At 60.6% G+C, this 21,600-nt stretch carries 17 protein-coding genes; 9 read left to right on the top strand and 8 right to left on the bottom strand.

Annotated features, from left to right (window positions below; all coding sequences use genetic code 11):
* Positions 1–8: 8 nt before the first annotated feature.
* From H0Z09_RS01060 to H0Z09_RS01045, 4 genes are all read left to right on the top strand, one after another.
* Positions 9–4,430, top strand: a complete 4,422-nt coding sequence (locus tag H0Z09_RS01060) for an RHS repeat-associated core domain-containing protein (protein WP_186686194.1) — start codon at positions 9–11, stop codon at positions 4,428–4,430.
* A gap of 2 nt (positions 4,431–4,432) precedes the next feature.
* Positions 4,433–4,711 carry a hypothetical protein gene (locus tag H0Z09_RS01055; protein ID WP_186686191.1) on the top strand — a complete coding sequence of 93 codons (279 nt, stop codon included), beginning with the start codon at positions 4,433–4,435 and terminating at the stop codon, positions 4,709–4,711.
* Between the two features lie 70 nt (positions 4,712–4,781).
* Complete coding sequence (locus tag H0Z09_RS01050) at positions 4,782–9,164, top strand: RHS repeat-associated core domain-containing protein (protein ID WP_346656772.1); 4,383 nt, start codon at positions 4,782–4,784, stop codon at positions 9,162–9,164.
* A 10-nt stretch (positions 9,165–9,174) separates the two neighbouring features.
* Positions 9,175–9,798, top strand: a complete 624-nt coding sequence (locus H0Z09_RS01045; protein WP_186686187.1) for a hypothetical protein — start codon at positions 9,175–9,177, stop codon at positions 9,796–9,798.
* 182 nt (positions 9,799–9,980) lie between these two features.
* Here the strand turns inward: H0Z09_RS01045 and H0Z09_RS01040 are convergent, their stop codons facing one another.
* The 3 genes from H0Z09_RS01040 to H0Z09_RS01030 form a co-directional block, all read right to left on the bottom strand.
* Positions 9,981–10,256 carry an HU family DNA-binding protein gene (locus tag H0Z09_RS01040; RefSeq protein WP_003176958.1) on the bottom strand — a complete coding sequence of 92 codons (276 nt, stop codon included), beginning with the start codon at positions 10,254–10,256 and terminating at the stop codon, positions 9,981–9,983.
* Between the two features lie 191 nt (positions 10,257–10,447).
* Positions 10,448–11,596 carry an FAD-dependent oxidoreductase gene (locus H0Z09_RS01035; RefSeq protein WP_186686186.1) on the bottom strand — a complete coding sequence of 383 codons (1,149 nt, stop codon included), beginning with the start codon at positions 11,594–11,596 and terminating at the stop codon, positions 10,448–10,450.
* A 37-nt stretch (positions 11,597–11,633) separates the two neighbouring features.
* Positions 11,634–11,801, bottom strand: coding sequence for a rubredoxin (locus H0Z09_RS01030; RefSeq protein WP_003213373.1), 168 nt, complete (start codon positions 11,799–11,801; stop codon positions 11,634–11,636).
* A 195-nt stretch (positions 11,802–11,996) separates the two neighbouring features.
* Here H0Z09_RS01030 and H0Z09_RS01025 point away from each other — a divergent pair, with 195 nt between their 5' ends.
* Positions 11,997–12,560, top strand: coding sequence for a chorismate lyase (locus H0Z09_RS01025; RefSeq protein WP_186686184.1), 564 nt, complete (start codon positions 11,997–11,999; stop codon positions 12,558–12,560).
* A complete protein-coding gene (gene ubiA, locus H0Z09_RS01020; protein WP_186686182.1) occupies positions 12,560–13,450 on the top strand; it encodes a 4-hydroxybenzoate octaprenyltransferase in 891 nt (296 codons plus the stop codon). The genes H0Z09_RS01025 and ubiA overlap by 1 nt, the downstream gene beginning before the upstream one ends.
* A 131-nt stretch (positions 13,451–13,581) precedes the next feature.
* Here ubiA and H0Z09_RS01015 read toward each other — a convergent pair whose 3' ends face one another.
* Positions 13,582–13,962, bottom strand: a complete 381-nt coding sequence (locus tag H0Z09_RS01015; RefSeq protein ID WP_186686180.1) for a hypothetical protein — start codon at positions 13,960–13,962, stop codon at positions 13,582–13,584.
* 154 nt (positions 13,963–14,116) lie between these two features.
* Here H0Z09_RS01015 and phoB point away from each other — a divergent pair, with 154 nt between their 5' ends.
* The 3 genes from phoB (at position 14,117) to H0Z09_RS01000 (ending at position 17,787) form a co-directional block, all read left to right on the top strand.
* Positions 14,117–14,806, top strand: a complete 690-nt coding sequence (phoB, locus tag H0Z09_RS01010; RefSeq protein ID WP_010207570.1) for a phosphate regulon transcriptional regulator PhoB — start codon at positions 14,117–14,119, stop codon at positions 14,804–14,806.
* Positions 14,807–14,901: 95 nt separating this feature from the next.
* Positions 14,902–16,188, top strand: coding sequence for a phosphate regulon sensor histidine kinase PhoR (phoR, locus tag H0Z09_RS01005; protein WP_189672031.1), 1,287 nt, complete (start codon positions 14,902–14,904; stop codon positions 16,186–16,188).
* Between the two features lie 258 nt (positions 16,189–16,446).
* Positions 16,447–17,787: a hemolysin family protein gene (locus H0Z09_RS01000; protein WP_076952078.1), complete on the top strand. Its 1,341-nt coding sequence runs from the start codon at positions 16,447–16,449 to the stop codon at positions 17,785–17,787.
* Between the two features lie 3 nt (positions 17,788–17,790).
* Here H0Z09_RS01000 and H0Z09_RS00995 read toward each other — a convergent pair whose 3' ends face one another.
* The 4 genes from H0Z09_RS00995 to pstB all read right to left on the bottom strand — a co-directional run bounded on the left by H0Z09_RS00995 (position 17,791) and on the right by pstB (position 21,590).
* Positions 17,791–18,462 carry a M23 family metallopeptidase gene (locus H0Z09_RS00995; protein ID WP_186686176.1) on the bottom strand — a complete coding sequence of 224 codons (672 nt, stop codon included), beginning with the start codon at positions 18,460–18,462 and terminating at the stop codon, positions 17,791–17,793.
* Between the two features lie 383 nt (positions 18,463–18,845).
* The gene (locus H0Z09_RS00990; RefSeq protein WP_076952080.1) at positions 18,846–19,757 is read right to left on the bottom strand and encodes a response regulator; all 912 of its coding nucleotides are present in this window, start codon (positions 19,755–19,757) and stop codon (positions 18,846–18,848) included.
* Positions 19,758–19,924: 167 nt separating this feature from the next.
* Entirely contained in the window at positions 19,925–20,686 is a 762-nt protein-coding gene (phoU, locus tag H0Z09_RS00985; RefSeq protein ID WP_076952081.1) for a phosphate signaling complex protein PhoU, read from the bottom strand.
* 70 nt (positions 20,687–20,756) lie between these two features.
* Positions 20,757–21,590 carry a phosphate ABC transporter ATP-binding protein PstB gene (gene pstB, locus H0Z09_RS00980; RefSeq protein ID WP_076952082.1) on the bottom strand — a complete coding sequence of 278 codons (834 nt, stop codon included), beginning with the start codon at positions 21,588–21,590 and terminating at the stop codon, positions 20,757–20,759.
* Between the last annotated feature and the right edge of the window lie 10 nt (positions 21,591–21,600).

Here is a 21,600-nt window from a genome sequence, read left to right as displayed (position 1 = left end):
CACCTGCGATGTCTGACGCGCTCTGGGCGGCACGCCTGGGCGACGGGTTATCTCATACTAGCGTCATGGCCGATATCCTCGGCGGTGTGCTGGAGGTCGCAGCCAATGTGGCGATTACCGCGCTTGCAACCGCGGCGGTCGTGGCTGCCACCGGCATAACGGTCGCCACCGGTGGGCTCGGCGCGTGCGTGCTGGGCGCCGTGGTCGGGGTGATTGTTGGTGTGGCCATGAGCAAGACCGGGGCTGATAAAGGCTTGAGCGCCATGTGCGAGGGTATCGGGAATGCGCTGTTCCCCCCCTCGGTAATGGCGACGATCACCAGCGGGTCCACGAACACCCTGATCAATTCAACGCCGGCCGCGCGAGCGGCCGGTGCCGTGCCGTCGCATGCTGCCCCCTCGGGCACCGAAGCCGAAGAGCCCGAGGCGGAACCCAGCGAAGAGCCCACCTACCTGGATATGGCCAAAGGGTTCTTCTCGCAGATGTGGCGCCCCACCGTTGCCACGCCAGCGCCCGGCGCCGTTCCCAAGCCGCTGGACCTGGTGGTGTGCACGAAGCACCCGCCGATGCCGCCGCAATTTCTGGCCGAAGGTTCGGAAAAAGTCACGGTCAACGGCCAGCCCGCCGTACGTAGCGGCGACCGTAGCACGTGCGACGCAACCGTCGTGTCCTCGGGGCTGATCTCGCCAAACGTCACCATCGGCGGTGGCTCAGTGGTGGTGCGAGAAATTCGCAGCGGGAAAACACCCGGCGTGGGGCTGGCTGTCACCGCCCTGATGATGCTCAAGGGAGGCAAGGGAAAGTTCCTCAGCAACCTGCCTTGCATGCTGCTGGCGGGTGTCAATTCTTTCGTGGTCAGCCAGGCGATGGGCGCCTTGGCCAACGCGACTATGGGCTCATCCAACCCGGTGCATGCCAGTACCGGCGCCAAGGTTCTCGGTGGCCCTGAAGAATTGGATTTTGCCCTGCCCGGTATCATGCCGATCGACTGGCAGCGCTTCTACAACAGTCGGGACGAGCGACGCGATGGCCTGTTCGGTGCGGGCTGGAGCGTATCCTACGAGGTCAGCGTAGAACTGCTGCCGCACCCCGAGGGCGGTGAGCAGCTGCGCTATATCGACGAGCAGGGACGGCGTATCGACATGGGGTCTGTCCCCTTGGGTGGCGCGGTATTCAGTGCCGGCGAAGGTCTCAGTGTCAGACGCCACCTGAGCGGCCAATTGTTGATCGAAAGTGCCGACGGCCTGTATCGGTTGTTCGAGCCCACGCCACAGGATGCCTCGCTGCTTCGCCTGAGCCAGCTGGGTGACCGCAACGACAACCGTATTTACCTGGACTATGACGACAGCGGCCGGTTGCAACATTTGCGGGACAGCTTTGACTTGGTAAAGGTCGAGCTGACCTATGACGTCACCTGGCAGCGCCGCGTCAGCCGAATTGATCGGCTGTACCCCGACGAGCAGCGCGAAGTGCTGGTGCACTACAGCTATGACAGCCAAGGTGACCTGGCGTCCGTGTGCCAATCCGACGGGCAGGTCAAGCGCCGGTTCGCCTGTGACGGCGGGCGGCGCATGGTCGAGCACCAATTACCCACAGGTTTGCGATGCTTTTACCAGTGGGCCCTGGTAGATGATCGGGAATGGCGCGTGGTGCGGCATTGGACCGACGCGGGCGACACCTACCAGTACCACTATGAGCTGGACGCCGGCATTACGCGCATTACCGACGGCCTGGGACGAGTGAGCACTCGCCGCTGGGATCGGCAGCACCAGATCCTCGAAGCCACCGATGTGCTGGGACGTACCTGGGCGTTCGAGTGGAATGATGAAAACCAACTGCTGGCTGCCACAGATCCCAATGGCGGCCAATACCACTTCAGCTATGACGAAGCCGGCAATCTGAGCGAAACGCTTGATCCATTGGGGCGCAGCGAATCGACCCTATGGCTGGAACATTGGGCACTGCCGCTGGCGGAAACCGATGCCGCTGGTAACACCTGGCGATACCGCTATGACTCGCGTGGCAATTGCATCAGCGAAACCAACCCGGCCGGACACATCACGGCCTACCGTCATGATGCACACGGTCAGGTCGTGGCGATTATTGACGCCAGTGGCAAACGCAAGACCCTGCGCTGGACACCGCTGGGCCAGTTGAGCGAACACACCGACTGCTCAGGCCTTAGCACTCGCCTGAGCTACTGCAAGCGCGGCCTGCTGCTGGCCAGCACCGACGCGCTCGGTGAGCGCACCGTTTTCAGCTACGACGATCAGGGCAGGATTATCCGCAAGCAACTCCCCGACGGGCGCAGCGAAGAGTACCAACGCGACGCCAGCGGCCAGGTGATTGGCTACAGCGACCCTACAGGCCACACCACGTGCTTCCAGCACACACTCAGCGGCCACTTGCGTCTGCGCATCGATGCCCACGGCCGCCGCGTGGAGTTGAACCATGATGCCTATGGCCGCCTGCAAAGCCTGATCAACGAGAACGGCGAGCGCTATCGATTCGACTGGGACGCGGCCGACCGGTTAACCCAGGAATACCGCCTGGACGGCAGCCTCAAACGCTACGCTTACGATTCGTTGGACAACGTTACCCAGGTGCAGACGTCCGCAGCGCCCGGCACCGAGGCTACCCTTGTTCATGCCCTGGAGCGGGATGCCGCAGGCCGATTGATCGCCAAGAACACGCTGGATGGACGAACCGAATACCGCTACGACGCACTGGATCAAGTGACGGCCATCACTTTCACCGCGCATGATGGTGAACAGCAAACCCTGGGCTTTGGTTACGATGCCCTTGGCCAGTTGATTTTTGAACAGAGTGCAAGCGGCCGCCTGGAGCATCGCTACGACGAATTGGGCAACCTGATCCAGACCCGGCTTCCAGACGGGCGTTGGCTGAACCGGCTGCGATACGGCAGCGGCCATCTGCACCAGGTCAATCTGGATGGGCGGGTCGTCAGTGATTTCGAACGTGACCGGTTGCACCGAGAAGTCCTGCGCACCCAGGGACGTGTCAGCACCCGCAGTGAATATGACCGCAGCGGTCGCCTGCGCGCCCGCGAGCGTCGCCAGCAGGACCAATCGATGCTGGTACCGACAACGCAGACGCGTTTCGGCTATGACGCCAGCGACCAGTTGGTCGAGCGCGTTGACAGTCTGCCTGAGGCGGCACAGCGCCAACTGCTGCACTACGATGCCACCGGACGCATCCTTGCCAGCCAGGACAGCGTCCAAGGGCAACGTGAATCCTTCGCCTACGACCCTGCCGCCAATCTGGTGGACGGACCGGGGTACGTGGCGGGCAACCTTGTACGAACCTACCAGGACAAGCGCTACCGCTACGATGGTTTTGGCCGGATGGTCGAAAAACGCAGCACTCGGCGTGGCCTCCAGCAGTTCCACTATGACGCCGAACAGCGACTGGCCGAGGTGCGCAACGACGATGGTTCTGTCATCAGGATGGCCTACGACCCTCTGGGTCGGCGCATCGCCAAAACCACCTACGACTCAAAGGGCCACCAACAGAGCCAGACGCGCTTTACCTGGGATGCAATGCAGTTGTTGCAAGAGCACCAGGGTGAACGAACCAGCCTTTACATCTATTCCGATGAGGGCTACGAGCCTCTGGCTCGAGTGGACGGCATTGGCGATCAGCAAAAGATCCGCTACTACCACAACGACCTTAATGGCTTGCCCGAGCAACTGTCGGAAAGCGATGGCCATACGGTATGGAACGCGCGTTACGAGGTCTGGGGCAATACCGTCGAGGAAGTTCGCGAGCCCTACTACATTGAAGAGCAGAACCTGCGTTTTCAAGGGCAGTATCTGGACCGGGAGACCGGGCTGCACTACAACACCCTGCGCTTCTACGACCCGGACATCGGTCGCTTCACCACGCCCGACCCTATAGGCTTGGCCGGTGGCTTGAACCTCTATCAGTACGCGCCCAACCCGCTGAGCTGGATTGACCCGCTGGGCCTGATGAAATGCTCGAGCCCGCCCAAGGGCCGCAAAGTCAACCGCACGGTGTACCGGTTCGAGGAACCGGGCCGTATCGGCACGACCTGGCAGGCGCACAAGTGGAATGTGGACTCTCGGCACCGCTACACAGCCAAGGGACTGGGCGGCGTGTATGGCGCCAACTCGCGAAAGACCGCACTGGGCGAAGTCAGCCATTGGGGTGTCGACTTGTCCACGCGAGTGCTGGTCAGTAAAAAGGTGCAGTTAAACAATGTGCTGGACTTGACCCGCGCCGACGTGCGCAAACAATTAGGCGTCTCACTCAAAAGCATTACCGGAAACAAATACACCGAGACTCATCAGATCGGCAAATGGGCAAAAACCAATGGTTATGATGGGATTCTTGCCCCCTCCGCGCGAAACCCGACCGGCAGCAACTTAATATCATTTGCAGGATTCTGAGCATGCCACTTGAAGATGAATACCCCGGTGATGCCGATTGGCAAAGTACAGTAAAGCTATATAAAGAAGACTACCTTGACGAAGACGCCCGTACCCTGGCGCAGGCATTGGGTGGTGATCTGGACTTGGCCGTCGTGCTGCGTGGCAAGCGCGGCCTCAAGGAAGGGCTTTGGTGGATTGAACGCAAAGTGCCTGCACTCGACAACGTGCGTCCTATCGACTGTCTTGAGGACCCACGTTTGATCAGGCGCCTAAGAACCGCTTTGATGAGCATGCCGTAAATACACCAGTATGGCTGACTGCCTGATAATCGAACGTCTCAAGGGAATGCTATGACGTTGAGCAGAACGCGTGTCTGACGCACTTTGGGCTGCCCGCATGGGCGATGCGCTCTCCCACACGTCGATGATGGCCGACATCCTCGGCGGTGTGCTGGAGGTGGCGGCCAATATCGCGATCACGGCCGTGGCGACCGCCGCCGTGGTCGCGGCCACCGGCATTACCGTCGCCACCGGCGGGCTCGGCTGCTTCCTGCTGGGCGCGGTGGTGGGCACGATTGTCGGCCTGGCCATGAGCAAGACCGGGGCGGACAAAGGCCTGACGAAGTTATGCGATAGCTTCAGCAACGCGCTGTTCCCGCCCACGGTGCAGGCCAATATTCTCACCGGTTCCACCGACACCCTGACCAACAACATCCCCGCCGCCCGCGCCGCCGGGGCGATCAGCTCCCATGTCGCGCCGGCCGGTACCGAGCTGGAAAAGCCTGCGCCGGAACCCGAAGCCAGCTATTTGGACATGGCCGAGAGTTTCTTCTCGCAGATGTGGCGTCCGACCGTCGCGACACCGGCGCCCGGTGCCGTGCCCAAGCCGCTGGACCTGGTGGTGTGCATGAAGCACCCGCCGATGCCGCCGCAGTTTCTCGCCGAAGGTTCGGACAAGGTCACGATCAACGGCCAGCCGGCGGTGCGCAGCGGTGATCGCAGCACCTGTGATGCGACTGTGGTGTCGTCAGGGTTGATTTCATCCAACGTGACCATCGGCGGCGGCTCGGTGGTGGTGCGTGAGATTCGCAGCGGCAAGACGCCGGGCGTCGGGCTGGCGGTGACGGCGTTGTTGATGCTCAAGGGCGGCAAGGGCAAGTTCTTCAGTAAGTTGCCGTGCATGCTGATCGGCGGCGCCACTTCGATGGCGGTCAGCAGTGCGATGGGGGCGATGGCCAACGCGGCGATGGGTTCGTCGAATCCGGTACATGCGGCGACAGGCGCGAAGGTATTGGGCGATGTCGATGAGCTGGATTTCGTGCTGCCCGGCATCTTGCCGATTGACTGGCAACGTTTCTATAACAGCCGTGACGAACGCACCGGCAGTCTGTTCGGGGCTGGCTGGAGCGTGCCGTATGAGGTGTGCGTCGAAGTCCGACCTCATCCCGACGGCGGCGAGACGCTGGTCTACACCGACGAGCAAGGGCGCCCTATCGACATGGGCTCGATTCCCCTGGGCGGCGCGGTGTTCAGTGCCGGTGAAGGGCTTGCCGTGCGGCGGCACCTCAATGGGCAGTTGCTGATTGAGAGTGATGATGGCCTGTACCGTCTTTTTGAACCCTCGCCGACCGATGCATCGTTGTTACGCCTGGTGCAACTCGGTGACCGCAACGACAACCGCATCTTTATTGACTATGACGAGGCAGGACGCCTGGTACGGCTGCGAGATACCTTCGACCTGGTGCAGGTTGAGCTGATTCGCGACCGCGAACAGGTGGTCCAGATCCAACGCCTGTATCCCGATCAGCGCCGCGAAGTACTCGTCAGTTATGGCTACGACGCCGCCGGCAGCCTGGCGCAGGTACGCGATGCCACAGGCCAGGTGCAGCGGCGCTTCAGCTACGACAGCGGGCAGCGCATGGTGGAGCACCAGTTGCCCACCGGGTTGCGATGTTTCTATGAGTGGGCCTTGGTTGAAGGCCTGGAATGGAGGGTTGTCCGGCACTGGACCGATGAGGGCGACACTTACCAGTTCGACTACGACTTGAGCGCAGGCCTTACCCGCATCACCGACGGATTGCAGCGCGTCAGCACCCGGCACTGGAACACGCAGCATCAGATCATTCGTTACAGCGACAACCTCGGCCAGACCTGGCTGTTCGAATGGAACGATGAGCGCCAATTGCTCAGCGCCACCGACCCGCAGGGCGGGCGTTACGAATACAGCTACGACGAATCCGGTAACCTGATCGGCGAAACCGACCCACTGGGCCGCAGCGATTCGACCTTGTGGTTGGAACACTGGGCGTTGCCGCTGGTAGAGACCGACGCAGCCGACAACAGCTGGCAGTATCGCTACGATCCGCGCGGCAACTGCATCGCCGAAACCGATCCGCTGGGCTACGTCACCCGTTACCGCTATGACGCCCATGGCCAGGTCGTGGAAATCATCGACGCCACCGGCAAAAGCAAGAAGCTGCGCTGGAACCCGTTCGGGCAACTGGTCGAGCATATCGATTGTTCGGGTTACCCGACGCGTTTCAGCTACGACGAGCGCGGTTATCTGCAAATCATCACCGATGCACTGGGTGAGCGCACGCAATTCAGCTATGACGCCCAGGGGCGCTTGCTAAGCACTCAATTGCCGGATGGCCGTATCGAGCAGTACCAGCGCGACATCAGCGGTCAACTGCTGGGGTATACCGACCCGGCCGGGCACACCACGCTTTACCAGCACAACCGTCGCGGCCAGGTCAGCCAGCGCACCGACGCCCATGGCCGGCAGGTGCAGTTCGGCTACGACAGCTACGGGCGCCTGCAAGCACTGATCAACGAGAACGGTGAGCGCTATCGGTTTGCCTGGGATGCCGCCGACCGTTTGGTTGAGCAGCAGGACCTGGACGGCAGCGCCAAGCGCTACGACTACGATGCGCTGGATAACGTCACGACGGTGACGGCCGTTCCCGCGCCTTTCGGCAATGGCCTGGCGGTAGTCCCCGAGGCACCGCCCGCCCCCATCGTTCATCGGCTGGAGCGCGATGCCGTCGGCCGGCTGGTTGCGAAAATCACCGACGATGGCCGCACCGAGTACAGCTACGATGCCGTGGACCAGCTCACGGCGGTGACGTTCACCGACCTGCAAGGCAATGCCCAGGCTCTGGGCTTCGCCTACGACGCTCTCGGGCAATTGCTTGGCGAACAGAGTGCGGCCGGCACTCTGCACCACCACTACGACGAACTCGGCAACCTGATCCAGACCCAACTACCCGACGGCCGTTGGCTCAACCGCCTGTACTACGGCAGCGGCCACCTGCATCAGATCAACCTCGACGGCCAGGTGATCAGCGACTTCGAACGCGACCGCCTGCACCGCGAAGTGCTGCGCACCCAAGGCCAGCTCACTACCCGTAGCGAATACGACCGCAGTGGCCGCCTGCGCTCGCGCCAACGCCGCCTCGCCAGTCAGCCATCGTTGATGCCTGCGGCGGCGCAAAAACAGTTCGAGTACGACCCCGCCGACAACCTGATCGGCAAACTCGACCAGCAACCCGCCGCACAACACCGTCAACTGCTGCACTACGACGCCACCGGCCGCATCATCGCCAGCCAGGACAGCCTGCACGGCCAGCGCGAAACCTTCGCCTACGACGCCGCCGCCAATTTGCTCGACAGCCCACAGGCGGGTGCCGGGTTGGTGGTGCATAACAAGCTGCTGACGTATCAGGACAAGCGTTATCGCTATGACGCGTTTGGACGAATGATTGAAAAGCGCAGCGCCAAGCGGGGTGTGCAGCGGTTTGCGTATGACGCTGAAAGCCGCTTGGTTGAAGTGCGCAATGACAACGGCAGCGTGGTCAGAATGGCGTATGACCCGCTGGGGCGCCGGATTGAAAAAACCGAGCATGGCAGCGATGGGTATCTGCTGGGGGAAACGCGGTTTACCTGGGATGGGTTGCGCTTGTTGCAGGAGCATAAACATAGCCAGACCAGTCTTTATGTTTACGAAGATGAAGGCTACGAACCTCTGGCGCGGGTCGATGGCACTGGGCCGCTGCAAAAAATTCGTTATTACCACAATGACCTGAACGGCCTGCCGGAACAACTCACCGAAGACGACGGCCACAGCGTCTGGCAGGCGACCTACCGGGTGTGGGGCAATACGCTGGAGGAAGTGCGCGAGCCTTATTACATTGAAGAGCAGAACCTGCGGTTTCAGGGGCAGTATCTGGATCGGGAGACGGGGCTGCATTTCAACACGTTCAGGTTTTATGATCCGGATGTGGGGCGGTTTACGACGCCGGATCCGATTGGTTTGCTGGGCGGATTCAATCTCTATCAATACACACCCAACCCATTCACGTGGCTGGATCCGCTTGGGCTAAGCTGCTCAAGTGACGCAAAAAAACTTGGCGGACGGCTGGGCAAGGCTCCAAGCAAGGACTATCGAGCACATCACATTGTAATGTCCAACTCAAAAGATATACGCATGCGCTTCCTGAGAAGGCGCATGGACAGGCTCGGTATTGATATAAACCAAAAAGAAAATGGCATATGGCTACCCGTCAATTCAAAATCTCGCCTGCCAAATACCAAAGCCACAGCCCATGCAGGCGAAGGCGTACATGGGAATGCATATAAAAAACATGTGTGGGAGACACTCAAAGGCGCAAAAACAAGGACCGATTTTGAACAAGGACTAAAAACACTCAACTTAGAGCTCGGCGGTGGAAAAACTTTCCCACTGGCAAAATAGGAAAACTTTCATGAAAGAATTTTTGCTTTCAGTACTTAACGAATACAAAGGAAAATATACCGAACTCATATCACACACAGAAAGCACGCATATCAAGAAACAGTGGGGCATGGGCATCATGCCCGCATATAATCCAGCGCCCTACGCGTGCGAGCTGCAAGGATGCACCCCCGGCCGTATACTAAAAAAAAATGCTACTCCCGATAACAATAAGCAGTGCTACTTTTTAGATAACCATGAAAAAATAATAGGCGAAATACAATACGCGAAATATGTGAAACTAAAAAATCAATGGATCGTCTACAGACGATTTTTTCTAAACACACCAGACACTATTATAGAATTGAATTTCGGCAGCGCTTTAGAAGGAAGCTCTGACGCCAACCTTGATTCAGTTGCAATAAGCACACTCGAAAGCGGCCATACGACAGCGCACTATAGCTTGCTCAACACCGGCGAGTATTTCGAAACTTCTTACAAATACGACGCTAACAAAATAACTTCAATCACTGAAAATATATGGCGAGAAAATTTCACCAGTAGAGTTTACGAAGTACAGAACTCGGACGGCACACTCACCATTTACGAAGTCCTGCCGGACAACAGCAGAGTATCGATATATCCGGAGTGCTGATTCCCTCTGAGTCAGAAAAATGAAGGAAGGAGATAGGGGTGGCTGTTGCCTCATCCAATTTACGTGATGACATCGGACGTGAAATCCCAAACAGGCCAAGGCCCCCACAAAAAATGGGCACCCAACCCAGTCGGCGTGCCCATTTTTCCTACCACCCCGCCCCCTACGAGGCGGTAACGCCATCACGCGTTAACAGTATCCTTCAGCGATTTACCCGGCTTGAACGCAACGGTATTACTGGCCTTGATTTTCACAGGCTCACCGGTTTGCGGGTTCTTGCCGGTGCGGGCGCCGCGGTGGCGCTGCAGGAAGGTGCCGAAGCCTACGAGGGTGACGCTGTCCTTGCGGTGCAGGGCGCCGGTGATTTCTTCGAGAACGGCGTTGAGTACGCGGTTGGCCTGCTCTTTGGTGAGATCCGCTTTTTCAGCGATGGCGGCTGCGAGTTCTGGTTTACGCATAAGTGAAGCCTCTTTGACGGTTTTTTGTTGTTATGTCCGTGCCGCTCTCTGACGGAGCGGCGCCCAAAGCGCCGCAGGCTCTACTCTGCGGCAGACGGGAGTGAGGATGGCATGCCGCCGAACGCCGCGCCAGTCTCGCGGCGACCTTTCTAGGGGGAAAAATGTGCTTATTCCGACAGAACGGCCAGTATTTATGCCAACAACGGCGGAAGTTCCTTATTGAGCGCCAGTTTTTCCATCACGGCGCTGCCGGTCAATGCATAACCCAGCAAGCGGCCGCTGCTGTCGCGGCACAGGGCCTTAATGTCGGCGCCCTCGCCCTCAACGCTCCAAACCCCTTCGGTGCCGCGTGGCGGGGGCGAAACCACCAGCGGGCAGACCGGCGTCTTGACGGTCACCGGCATGGGCCCGTAGCTGACGGCGGTGGCATTGCCGGCCAGGGTCTGGGCCAGGGCGCGGGCGCAGGTCATCAGGGGCATGACGTATAGCAGGTTCAAGCCGTCGACCTCAGCGCAGTCGCCCAAGGCATAGATGTTGGCGTGGGAGGTCTTGAGGTGGCGGTCCACCATGATCCCACGATTGGTCTGCAGACCGGCGGCGGCGGCCAGGTCGACACGCGGGCGCAGGCCGATGGCCGAGACCACCAGGTCGCAGGGGATCACTTCACCGTCCGACAAGTGGGCTTCCAGGCCCTGCGCCGTGCGCTGCAGGCGATTGAGCACCGGGCCCAAGTGGAAGCGCGCGCCGAGGCCTTCCAATCCGGCCTGTACCGCGGCGGCGGCGGCCGGGTGCAGCAGGGTCGGCATGACTTGCTCGCACGGCGCCACCAGGTCGATCTCGTAGCCGCCAAGGATCAGGTCGTTGGCAAATTCACAGCCGATCAAACCGGCACCGAGCAACAGCACACGGCGCTTGCCCGCGGCAGCGGCACGAAAGCGCGCGTAGTCTTCAAGGTCGTTGATCGGGAATATCAGCTCCGCCGCATCGCCTTCAACCGGTACACGCACGGTTTCCGCGCCCCAGGCCAGGATCAGGTCGCGGTAGGCCACGGCTTCTTCGCCGATCCACAAGCGTTTGTGGCCGGGGTCGATGCCGCTGACACGGGTGTGGGTACGCACTTGGGCCTTGAGTTGCTCGGCCATGGCGCCAGGTTCGGCCATGCTCAGGCCATCGGCTTCCTTGTTCTTGCCGAAACCGGTGGAGAGCATGGGCTTGGAGTAGGAGCGCCCGTCATCCGCGGTGATCAGCAGCAACGGGGTCTCGCTGTCGAGCTTGCGAAACTCGCGGGCCACGTTGTAGCCGGCCAGTCCTGTGCCGATGATCACGACAGGTGCGTTCATTCCTTTCTCCTTGTAGTACGTGTCTGAAAACCGAAAATCAGCCGATTTCGATCATTTCGAAATCCATTTTGCCCACGCCGCAGTCAGGGCACAGCCAGTCTTCCGGAACATCCTGCCACAGGGTGCCCGGTGCGATTCCGTCATCCGGCCAGCCGTCTTTCTCGTCATAGATCAGGCCGCAGACTACACATTGCCACTTCTTCATTACTTGCTTCCTCAGGTTCCAGGCATCTTGGCCGACGGTCGATAGACCCACGTTGCCGTACGGCTCAGGGCGTTTTGTACTGATCAGGGCCGGCAGATGCAAGCACGATCGACGCAAACAGCCGGTTCGGCCCGGCAAAAACCCGGAACGCCATGGTAAGCTCGCCGCCTCTTTTGCTGCCAATACTGACCCGCCGTGCCGCACTCAATCGTCCTTCCCGATGCTTGCCAATGGCTGCCCCAGAGCCTTCTGACCCCTGCGCCTGCGCCCTTGACCCTCAACTGGCTGTTCAACGAAGACTCGCTGACGCGACGGCTGACGTGGCTCTCCAACGACGGCTTCAGCGTAACGCCGTTGTTCGAGGGCTGGCAGCCGTTGCGCGATGATGAATGCGCCGCCCTGGCCTTGGCGCCGGCCAGTATCGGTTGGGTGCGCGAGGTGTATTTGCGTGGGCACGGCCAGCCCTGGGTGTTCGCCCGCAGTGTGGCGGCGCGCAGTGCCTTGCAGGGCGACGGCTTGCACATGGATGAATTGGGCAGCCGCTCGCTGGGCGAGTTGCTGTTCTGCGACCAGGCGTTCACCCGCCAGGCCATCGAGGTGTGCCATTACCCGCGGCAATGGTTGCCCCCGGCCGATCAGGTCGACGACCTGTGGGCCCGCCGCTCACGTTTCGATCGCGGCCCCCTGAGCGTGCTGGTCGCGGAGATCTTTTTGCCAAGCTTTTGGCATGCGCTGCACGCCCACCCGGAGAACTGCTGATGTACCAGCGTTTGCTTAAATCCCTGAACCGCCTGCACCCCAGGGCCTGGGATTTCATCCAATTGACCCGCATGGACAAGCCCATCGGCATCTACCTGCTGCTGTGGCCGACGTTGTGGGCGCTGTGGATCGCGGGCAAAGGTTCGCCATCCTTGATCAATATCGCGGTGTTCGTGCTGGGCGTGGTGCTGACCCGCGCCGGTGGGTGCGTGATCAATGACTGGGCCGATCGCAAGGTCGACGGCCATGTGAAGCGTACCGAACAGCGTCCGTTGGTGAGCGGCAAGATCAGTTCGAAAGAGGCGCTGGTGTTTTTTGCGGTGCTGATGGGGATCAGTTTTCTGCTGGTGCTGCTGACCAATGCCACCACTATCCTCCTGTCCCTCGGCGGTTTGGCCCTGGCGGCAAGCTATCCGTTCATGAAGCGCTACACCTATTACCCGCAGGTGGTGCTGGGGGCGGCGTTTTCCTGGGGCATGCCGATGGCATTCACCGCCGAGACCGGCAGCCTGCCCGCAGCCGCATGGCTGTTGTATATCGCCAACCTGCTGTGGACGGTGGGCTACGACACCTATTACGCGATGACTGACCGTGACGATGATTTGAAGATTGGGGTGAAATCCACCGCCATTCTGTTTGGCGATGCCGACCGGGTGATCATTCTCACCCTGCAAGGCCTGGCGCTGGTGTGCCTGCTGCTGGCAGGTGCTCGGTTCGAGCTGGGGGGTTGGTTCCACCTGGGGCTGCTGGCGGCGGCTGGCTGCTTTGCCTGGGAGTTCTGGTACACCCGCCACAGGGACCGCATGAAGTGCTTCAAGGCGTTTTTGCACAACCACTGGGCCGGGTTGGCGATATTTGTGGGGATTGTGGTGGATTACGCGTTGCGCTAGGCACCGTTTTTTGTGGTGATTGGGCCGACGCCTTCGCGAGCAAGCCCGCTCCCACATTCGAACGCATTCCAAGGCTGGAACCTGGTCGAATGTGGGAGCGGGCTTGCTCGCGAAGGTCTCAAAGCCGTCGCTTAGTCAGGCTTGATCACATGCCACGCGCCACCCTTGCCATCACCGGTCTTGTCACCGGCCTTTTTGTCATCCTTGTAGGTATAGACCGGCTTACCGTCATAGGCCCATTGGCTGGTCTGGTCATCGCGGGTGATGACCGTCCACTTGCCCGTCGACGTGTCGGTGGACTCAGCCTTCAGCGGCGGCCAGTTGGTCGCGCACTGGTCCTTGCACACTGACTTGCCATCGGCATCCTTGTCGAAGGTGTAGAGGGTCATGCCCTTGTGGTCCACCAGCATTCCGTCTTTAGTCATCGCCGGCTCCGCCGCGAACGCCAGGCCTGGCAGCGTCAACGCCGCCATTACCAGCAGGGCTTTCCAGGAAATCGTGCTGTAAGTCATCGGAGCCTTCCTTTTGTGGTTGTCAGGATTCGGACCCCTAGCGTAGTCCAGAGAGGCGCAGAATGCTCTAGCGACTAAATTACTGTCACACGACTGCAATAATTCCGTTATCTAATGCGGCGCAAGACAGTTAAATGACAAGAGGATTCAGGCAATGGTTGGCAGGAGCATTCTGATTGTTGACGACGAAGCGCCCATCCGCGAGATGATCGCCGTTGCGTTGGAAATGGCCGGCTATGACTGCCTGGAGGCGGAGAACTCCCAGCAGGCCCATGCCATCATTGTCGACCGCAAGCCGGACCTGATCCTGCTGGACTGGATGCTGCCCGGCACCTCCGGCATCGAGCTGGCCCGCCGCCTCAAGCGTGACGAGCTGACCGGAGATATCCCGATCATCATGCTCACCGCCAAGGGCGAAGAGGACAACAAGATCCAGGGCCTGGAAGTCGGTGCCGACGACTACATCACCAAACCTTTTTCCCCACGGGAACTGGTCGCTCGTCTGAAGGCTGTACTGCGCCGCGCCGGTCCGACCGATGGCGAAGCACCCATCGAAGTCGGCGGCCTGCTGCTGGACCCGATCAGCCACCGCGTGACCATCGACGGCACACCCGCCGAGATGGGCCCTACCGAATATCGCTTGCTGCAATTTTTCATGACCCACCAGGAACGCGCCTACACCCGTGGCCAACTGCTCGACCAGGTGTGGGGCGGCAACGTGTACGTCGAAGAGCGTACCGTGGACGTGCATATCCGCCGACTGCGCAAAGCCTTGGGCGAGGCCTATGAGAATCTGGTACAAACCGTGCGCGGCACCGGTTATCGGTTTTCCACCAAAGGCTGAGCCAGCCGATTTGTGCACGTAAGCGCCTGACTTAACAGCTGACAAGGACGCATGTTCAAGTGAATCAAAACTGGCACGGCACCCTGATCCGCCACATGCTTTTGCTGATCACCGGCTGCCTGTTGGTGGGCCTGGTCAGCGGTTATTACGGCTGGAGCCTGGCGGTCGGCATTGGCTTGTACCTGGGCTGGACCCTCAAGCAATTGCTGCGCCTGCATGAATGGCTGCGCCAACACAAACCCGACGAAGCGCCGCCCGACGGCTACGGCCTGTGGGGCGAAGTGTTCGACAGCATCTACCATCTGCAACGCCGCGACCAACGGGTGCGCGGACGCCTGCAAGCGGTGATCGACCGGGTGCAGGAGTCCACCGCCGCGCTCAAGGACGCGGTGATCATGCTCGACAGCGACGGCAACCTCGAATGGTGGAACCGCGCCGCCGAGACCCTGCTGGGCCTCAAGACGCCCCAGGACAGCGGCCAGCCGGTGACCAACCTGGTGCGCCACCCGCGCTTCAAAGAGTACTTCGAGCAGGATAACTACGAAGAAGCCTTGGAAATCCCCTCGCCCACCAATGACCGCGTGCGCATCCAGCTGTACCTGACGCGCTACGGCAACAATGAACACTTGATGCTGGTGCGCGACGTCACCCGCATCCACCAGCTGGAACAGATGCGTAAAGATTTCGTCGCCAACGTCTCCCATGAACTGCGCACACCACTGACGGTGATCTGCGGTTACCTGGAAACGCTGCTGGATAACGTCGACGAGATCAACCCGCGCTGGAGCCGCGCCCTGCAGCAGATGCAGCAACAAGGTTCACGCATGCAAACGCTGCTCAACGACCTGCTGCTGCTGGCCAAGCTGGAAGCGACCGATTACCCGTCGGACAACCATCCCGTTGCCGTACAGAGCCTGCTGAAGACCATCAAGAACGATGCCCAGGCCTTGTCCGGCCAGCGCGAGCAACAGATCAGCCTGGAAGCCGACCCGACCGTACTGCTCAAAGGCAGCGAAGGTGAGTTGCGCAGTGCGTTTTCCAACCTGGTGTTCAACGCCGTGAAATATACCCAGGACAAAGGCAATATCCGCATCCGCTGGTGGGCTGATGAACAGGGCGCACACTTGAGCGTGCAGGATTCCGGCATCGGCATCGATGCCAAGCACCTGCCACGCCTGACCGAACGGTTCTACCGCGTAGATTCCAGCCGCAACTCCAACACCGGCGGCACCGGGCTGGGCCTTGCGATCGTCAAGCATGTGCTGTTGCGCCACCGTGCACGGTTGGAAATCAGCAGCGTGCTGGGGCATGGCAGTACGTTTACCTGTCATTTTCCCGCGACGCAGGTGAGCCGTTCGCGACTCGTCGAGAAGGACGAATAAATCGCAGAGACGACGCTTTGATGTGGGAGCTGGTTTGCCTGCGATAGCGCCAGCACAGCCACTACAGATGTCGCCTGACACGACGCCATCGCAGGCAAGCCAGCTCCCACACCGGTTCTGTGACACCACAATCAGCTCCCCGCCCGGCAGCAGGCACTAGGCAAGCGCCCCGTCAGCCGCTACATTGGCCGACTTGCGCCTGCCTTCCAGGCCCACCCGTCCCCTTTATTGAACACACGGAACCTGCAAAACCCCATCATGGACCCTTCCCCTGGTATCACCCTCGCTACGCTCTTCGCCGACTTCGGCATGATCCTTTTTGCACTGGTCCTGGTACTGCTCAACGGTTTCTTCGTTGCAGCGGAATTTGCCATGGTCAAACTGCGCTCGACTCGGGTCGAGGCCATCGCCCACACCAATGGCTGGCGCGGGCAGATCCTGCGGACCGTACACAGCCAGCTCGACGCCTACCTGTCGGCCTGCCAGTTGGGTATTACCCTGGCTTCCCTGGGCCTGGGCTGGGTCGGTGAACCGGCGTTTGCGCATATCCTTGAGCCGCTGCTGGGCGCGATGGGCGTCGAATCGCCGGAAGTGATCAAGGGTGTGTCGTTCTTTGCCGCCTTCTTCGTAATTTCCTACCTGCACATCGTGGTCGGCGAGCTGGCGCCCAAGTCCTGGGCCATTCGCAAACCCGAGCTGCTGTCGCTGTGGACGGCGGTACCGCTGTACCTGTTCTACTGGGCCATGTACCCGGCGATCTACCTGCTCAATGCCAGCGCCAACGCTATCCTGCGCATCGCCGGCCAAGGCGAGCCTGGCCCGCATCACGAGCACCATTACAGCCGCGAAGAGCTCAAGCTGATCCTGCACTCCAGCCGTGGCCAGGACCCCAGCGACCAGGGCATGCGCGTACTGGCCTCTGCCGTGGAAATGGGCGAGCTGGAGGTAGTGGACTGGGCCAATTCCCGGGAAGACCTGGTCACCCTGGATTTCAACGCCCCGCTCAAGGAAATCCTCGCGCTGTTCCGCCGCCACAAATTCAGCCGTTACCCCGTGTACGACGCGGTGCGCAATGAATTCGTGGGCCTGTTGCACATCAAGGACCTGTTGCTGGAGCTGGCGGCCCTGGACCACATTCCCGAGTCGTTCAACCTGGCCGAATTGACCCGCCCGCTGGAACGCGTGTCGCGGCATATGCCGTTGTCGCAGTTGCTGGAACAGTTCCGCAAAGGCGGCGCGCACTTCGCCCTGGTGGAAGAAGCCGACGGCAAGATCATCGGCTACCTCACCATGGAAGACGTGCTGGAAGTGCTGGTGGGTGATATCCAGGACGAACACCGCAAGGCCGAGCGCGGCATCCTGGCCTATCAGCCGGGCAAGCTGCTGGTGCGTGGCGATACGCCGCTGTTCAAGGTCGAGCGCCTGCTGGGCGTCGACCTGGACCACATCGAGGCCGAAACCCTGGCCGGGCTGATCTACGACACTCTCAAGCGGGTGCCGGAAGAGGAAGAAGTGCTGGAAGTGGAAGGCTTGCGCATCATCATCAAGAAGATGAAAGGGCCGAAGATCGTGCTGGCCAAGGTCCTGCTGCTGGACTGACCGTCAATTGCCCAATGCAAAATTGGGCAATGTGCCGACCGGCTGGTTGAACTCGTAAGGGATCGACACCAGCCCGGCCTCGGTGCTCTGCTGCACCACAAAGTGCAGGTGCGGCCCGCTGCTGTTGCCGGTATTGCCCGACAACGCCAGCGGGCTTCCCATCGCCACGCGCTGCCCTGCCCGGACACTCACCGAACCTTGCTTGAGGTGCAGGTACACACCCTCGGTGCCGTCATCGTGACGCACCCTGACGAAATTCCCCGACGCATCACTGCCCCGCCCGACCTGTGCGTTTTCGGTCCTGACCACCACACCGCTGCGTGCCGCAATGATCGGCGTGCCTTCGGGCATGGCTATGTCCATGGCGTAGCGGCTCTTGGCGTCGGTATGGCTGAAACTGCCGTTGGGGCCTTGGCTCAGGCGGAACGGCCCGCCACGCCAGGGCAAGGGATAACGGTAGGCTTGCTGCGGATAACGGCGTTCAGGCACCAGGCGCACTGCAGGCTTGACCCGCTCGGCACGGCGTTCCGGGATCACAAACGCCTGCGCACCGGGGGTTTGCCGGTCGCTGAAAAACACCACGCCATTGGCATCGGTGGATTTGTAGAGGGTCATGGCCTGGGTCGACGTGGCGACCGTGGCCAGCCCGCAGCACAGCAAAAAGCGCATGAGCATGGCGTGATCCTGCCGGGACGACTGAGCGGCAGGTTAGCAAGGGATCATGACAACTTTGTATAGAGCGCTGATATCAACTGTGGGAGCTGGCTTGCCTGCGATGACAGGGTGTCACGCACAGATCATGTATCTGATACACCGCTATCGCGGCATAGGTATCTACACAACTTTGTAGTGAGCGGGCTTGTCCCGCGTTGGGTGGCGAAGCCGCCCAAATAAAGACGCCGCCGAGTCCCAGATAAATCCAAGTCGCCTGGTCTGGGGCCGCAGCCCAGCGCGGGACAAGCCCGCTCACTACAGATGCTCGCATGCCCTCAAAAAAGATGTGTAGATACCTATGGCTATGGCGGGCAAGCCCGCAGGGGTCAGTGGTTGCTCCAGGATCACGCACCCGGCACAAAGTGCTTCTGCGCGGTGCCGCGTGCGATCAGGCGGGAGATGTAGTCGAGCTTCTGTGCGTCCTGGTCGATAAACCGGAAGGTCAGTTGCAGCCAGTCGCTGTCGGGCTTGGGTTCGAAGGCGACGATGGCGTGCAGGTAGCCGTTGAGACGGGCCACTTCGGCGTTGTCGCCTTGCTCCAGGTCGAGTACGGCGCTTTCCAGCACCTGGGGCAGGATCTCGCCACGACGCACCACCAGCAGCGCTTCCTTGATGCTCAGCGCTTTGATCACGCATTGCTGGGTGCCGCTGGACAGGCGCAGTTGGCCTTGGCCCCGACCGCCGGCCGGAGACGCAGCGGCAGGCGCCTGAAGCGACGGGCTATTGAGCAGGCCTCGACTCGGCGCGGGTGCAGCCGCCGCCACAGGCGCCGACTTGACCGCTTCGGGCTTGCCGCCGGTCAGAGCGCTCAGGGAATCGTTGCCGAAAGCCGAGTTCATTTTGGTCGGTGCGCTGGCAACCAGCGCGTCGAGGCGGCCGATCTTGTGCAGGGCCTGCTTGACCTTGCTCAGCAACTGTTCGTTGGTGAACGGCTTGCTGACGTAGCCGGAAACGCCGGCCTGGATGGCCTGGACCACGTTTTCCTTGTCGCCACGGCTGGTCACCATCACGAAAGGCATGGCTTTGAGGTGCGGCTGCTCGCGGCACCAGGTCAGCAGTTCAAGGCCCGACATCTCCGGCATTTCCCAGTCGCACAACACGAGGTCGAAGGTCTCGCGCATCAGGATGGCCTGGGCCTTTTTGCCGTTTACCGCATCTTCAAGCTTGATCCCCGGGAAGTAGTTGCGCAGGCACTTCTTCACCAGATCGCGGATAAACGAGGCGTCATCCACCACCAATACACTGACTTTACTCATCGACCCTTCATCCTATTAACACTTCGGCACGCAACACGCCTGACTGATGGCATTTTGCCAAAACTCGGTAGTCACAGCAGAACTTATTGTGCCTGCTGTGCAAAAAATTCATCCGCCGCAAACGAAAACGCCCGGCCAAAGGCCGGGCGTTAATTTCTCGGGCAACCTTACTTATCGTCAGTTTCGCCCGGAACATTAGGTATTTGATCGACTGAACCTTCAACTTCGGCCTTCATGCGCTTGAGGCCCATGTGCCGTACGTCGGTTCCGCGCACCAGGTAGATCACCAGCTCCGAGATGTTGCGCGCATGGTCGCCGATACGCTCCAACGAGCGCAGCACCCAAATAATGCTCAAGACCCGCGAGATAGAGCGCGGGTCTTCCATCATGTAGGTAGCCAGCTCACGCAGGGCGGTCTTGTATTCGCGGTCGATGACTTTATCGTACTGGGCCACCGACAGCGCGAGTTCGGCGTCGAAGCGCGCAAATGCGTCGAGGGCGTCGCGCACCATGTTGCGCACCTGGTCGCCGATATGCCGCACTTCCACGTAGCCGCGCGGTGCTTCGCCCTCTTCGCACAGCTGGATGGCGCGGCGGGCGATCTTGGTGGCTTCGTCGCCGATGCGCTCCAGGTCGATCACCGACTTGGAGATGCTGATGATCAAACGCAGGTCGGACGCCGCCGGTTGGCGACGGGCAAGAATGCGCAGGCATTCTTCGTCGATGTTGCGCTCCATCTGGTTGATCTGGTCATCGATCTCGCGCACCTGCTGGGCCAGCCCCGAGTCGGCCTCGATCAGCGCGGTCACCGCGTCATTGACTTGCTTTTCCACCAGACCGCCCATCGCCAGGAGGTGGCTGCGCACTTCCTCTAGCTCGGCGTTGAACTGCGCGGAGATGTGGTGGGTAAGGCCTTCTTTGCTAATCATGTTGGCGTCCTTGGAGCGTCCGGTAGGGTGCGGAGAACCGCAGCGTCAATGCAATCAGAACTACGGCTTCCTAGCCGTAGCGACCGGTGATGTAGTCTTCGGTCTGCTTCTTCGCCGGATTGGTGAACAGGGTATCGGTGTCGCCGAATTCCACCAGCTTGCCCATGTACATGAACGCGGTGTAGTCGGAAACCCGCGCCGCCTGTTGCATGTTGTGGGTCACGATGACGATGGTGAACTTGGACTTGAGCTCGTAGATCAGCTCTTCGACTTTCAGCGTCGAAATCGGGTCGAGTGCCGAGCAGGGTTCGTCGAGCAGCAACACTTCCGGTTCTACGGCGATGGTGCGCGCGATGACCAGGCGCTGCTGCTGGCCGCCGGACAGGCCGAGCGCCGATTCGTGCAGGCGGTCCTTGACCTCGTCCCACAGCGCCGCGCCTTTCAAGGCCCACTCGACGGCTTCATCCAGGATGCGCTTTTTGTTGATGCCCTGGATGCGCAGGCCGTAGACCACGTTTTCGTAGATGGTCTTGGGAAACGGGTTGGGTTTCTGGAACACCATGCCCACGCGGCGACGCAGCTCGGCCACGTCCTCGCCCTTGCGGTAGATGTTGGTGCCGTAGAGGTTGATGGCACCGTCCACGCGGCAACCGTCAACCAGGTCGTTCATGCGGTTGAAAGTACGCAGCAGCGTGGACTTGCCGCAGCCGGACGGGCCGATGAAGGCCGTCACGCGCTGCTTGGGGATGTTCATGCTGACGTCGAACAGCGCCTGCTTGTCGCCGTAATAGAGGCTCAGGCCCGGCACTTCGATGGCCACGGTTTCCTGGGCCAGGCTCAGGCTCTGCTTGTCGCGACCCAGGGCAGACATGTTGATGCCGTGGGGTTGGTTTTCGTGTTGCATGGGATGCTCC

The organism is Pseudomonas sp. SWRI18 (assembly GCF_014268345.1).
Taxonomy (GTDB): domain Bacteria; phylum Pseudomonadota; class Gammaproteobacteria; order Pseudomonadales; family Pseudomonadaceae; genus Aquipseudomonas; species Aquipseudomonas cedrina.
The sequence above is the reverse complement of the archived record's forward strand: the minus strand, read 5'-3'. Positions and strand labels throughout refer to the sequence as shown.

What these genes read in the sequence shown, in the direction of transcription:
- H0Z09_RS01060 (WP_186686194.1), top strand. Translation starts at nt 9, where the DNA reads ATGTCTGACGCGCTCTGGGCGGCACGCCTGGGCGACGGGTTATCTCAT.
- H0Z09_RS01055 (WP_186686191.1), top strand. Translation starts at nt 4,433, where the DNA reads ATGCCACTTGAAGATGAATACCCCGGTGATGCCGATTGGCAAAGTACA.
- H0Z09_RS01045 (WP_186686187.1), top strand. Translation starts at nt 9,175, where the DNA reads ATGAAAGAATTTTTGCTTTCAGTACTTAACGAATACAAAGGAAAATAT.
- H0Z09_RS01040 (WP_003176958.1), bottom strand. Translation starts at nt 10,256, where the DNA reads ATGCGTAAACCAGAACTCGCAGCCGCCATCGCTGAAAAAGCGGATCTC.
- H0Z09_RS01035 (WP_186686186.1), bottom strand. Translation starts at nt 11,596, where the DNA reads ATGAACGCACCTGTCGTGATCATCGGCACAGGACTGGCCGGCTACAAC.
- H0Z09_RS01030 (WP_003213373.1), bottom strand. Translation starts at nt 11,801, where the DNA reads ATGAAGAAGTGGCAATGTGTAGTCTGCGGCCTGATCTATGACGAGAAA.
- ubiA (WP_186686182.1), top strand. Translation starts at nt 12,560, where the DNA reads ATGTACCAGCGTTTGCTTAAATCCCTGAACCGCCTGCACCCCAGGGCC.
- H0Z09_RS01015 (WP_186686180.1), bottom strand. Translation starts at nt 13,962, where the DNA reads ATGACTTACAGCACGATTTCCTGGAAAGCCCTGCTGGTAATGGCGGCG.
- phoB (WP_010207570.1), top strand. Translation starts at nt 14,117, where the DNA reads ATGGTTGGCAGGAGCATTCTGATTGTTGACGACGAAGCGCCCATCCGC.
- phoR (WP_189672031.1), top strand. Translation starts at nt 14,902, where the DNA reads ATGCTTTTGCTGATCACCGGCTGCCTGTTGGTGGGCCTGGTCAGCGGT.
- H0Z09_RS01000 (WP_076952078.1), top strand. Translation starts at nt 16,447, where the DNA reads ATGGACCCTTCCCCTGGTATCACCCTCGCTACGCTCTTCGCCGACTTC.
- H0Z09_RS00995 (WP_186686176.1), bottom strand. Translation starts at nt 18,462, where the DNA reads ATGCTCATGCGCTTTTTGCTGTGCTGCGGGCTGGCCACGGTCGCCACG.
- H0Z09_RS00990 (WP_076952080.1), bottom strand. Translation starts at nt 19,757, where the DNA reads ATGAGTAAAGTCAGTGTATTGGTGGTGGATGACGCCTCGTTTATCCGC.
- phoU (WP_076952081.1), bottom strand. Translation starts at nt 20,686, where the DNA reads ATGATTAGCAAAGAAGGCCTTACCCACCACATCTCCGCGCAGTTCAAC.
- pstB (WP_076952082.1), bottom strand. Translation starts at nt 21,590, where the DNA reads ATGCAACACGAAAACCAACCCCACGGCATCAACATGTCTGCCCTGGGT.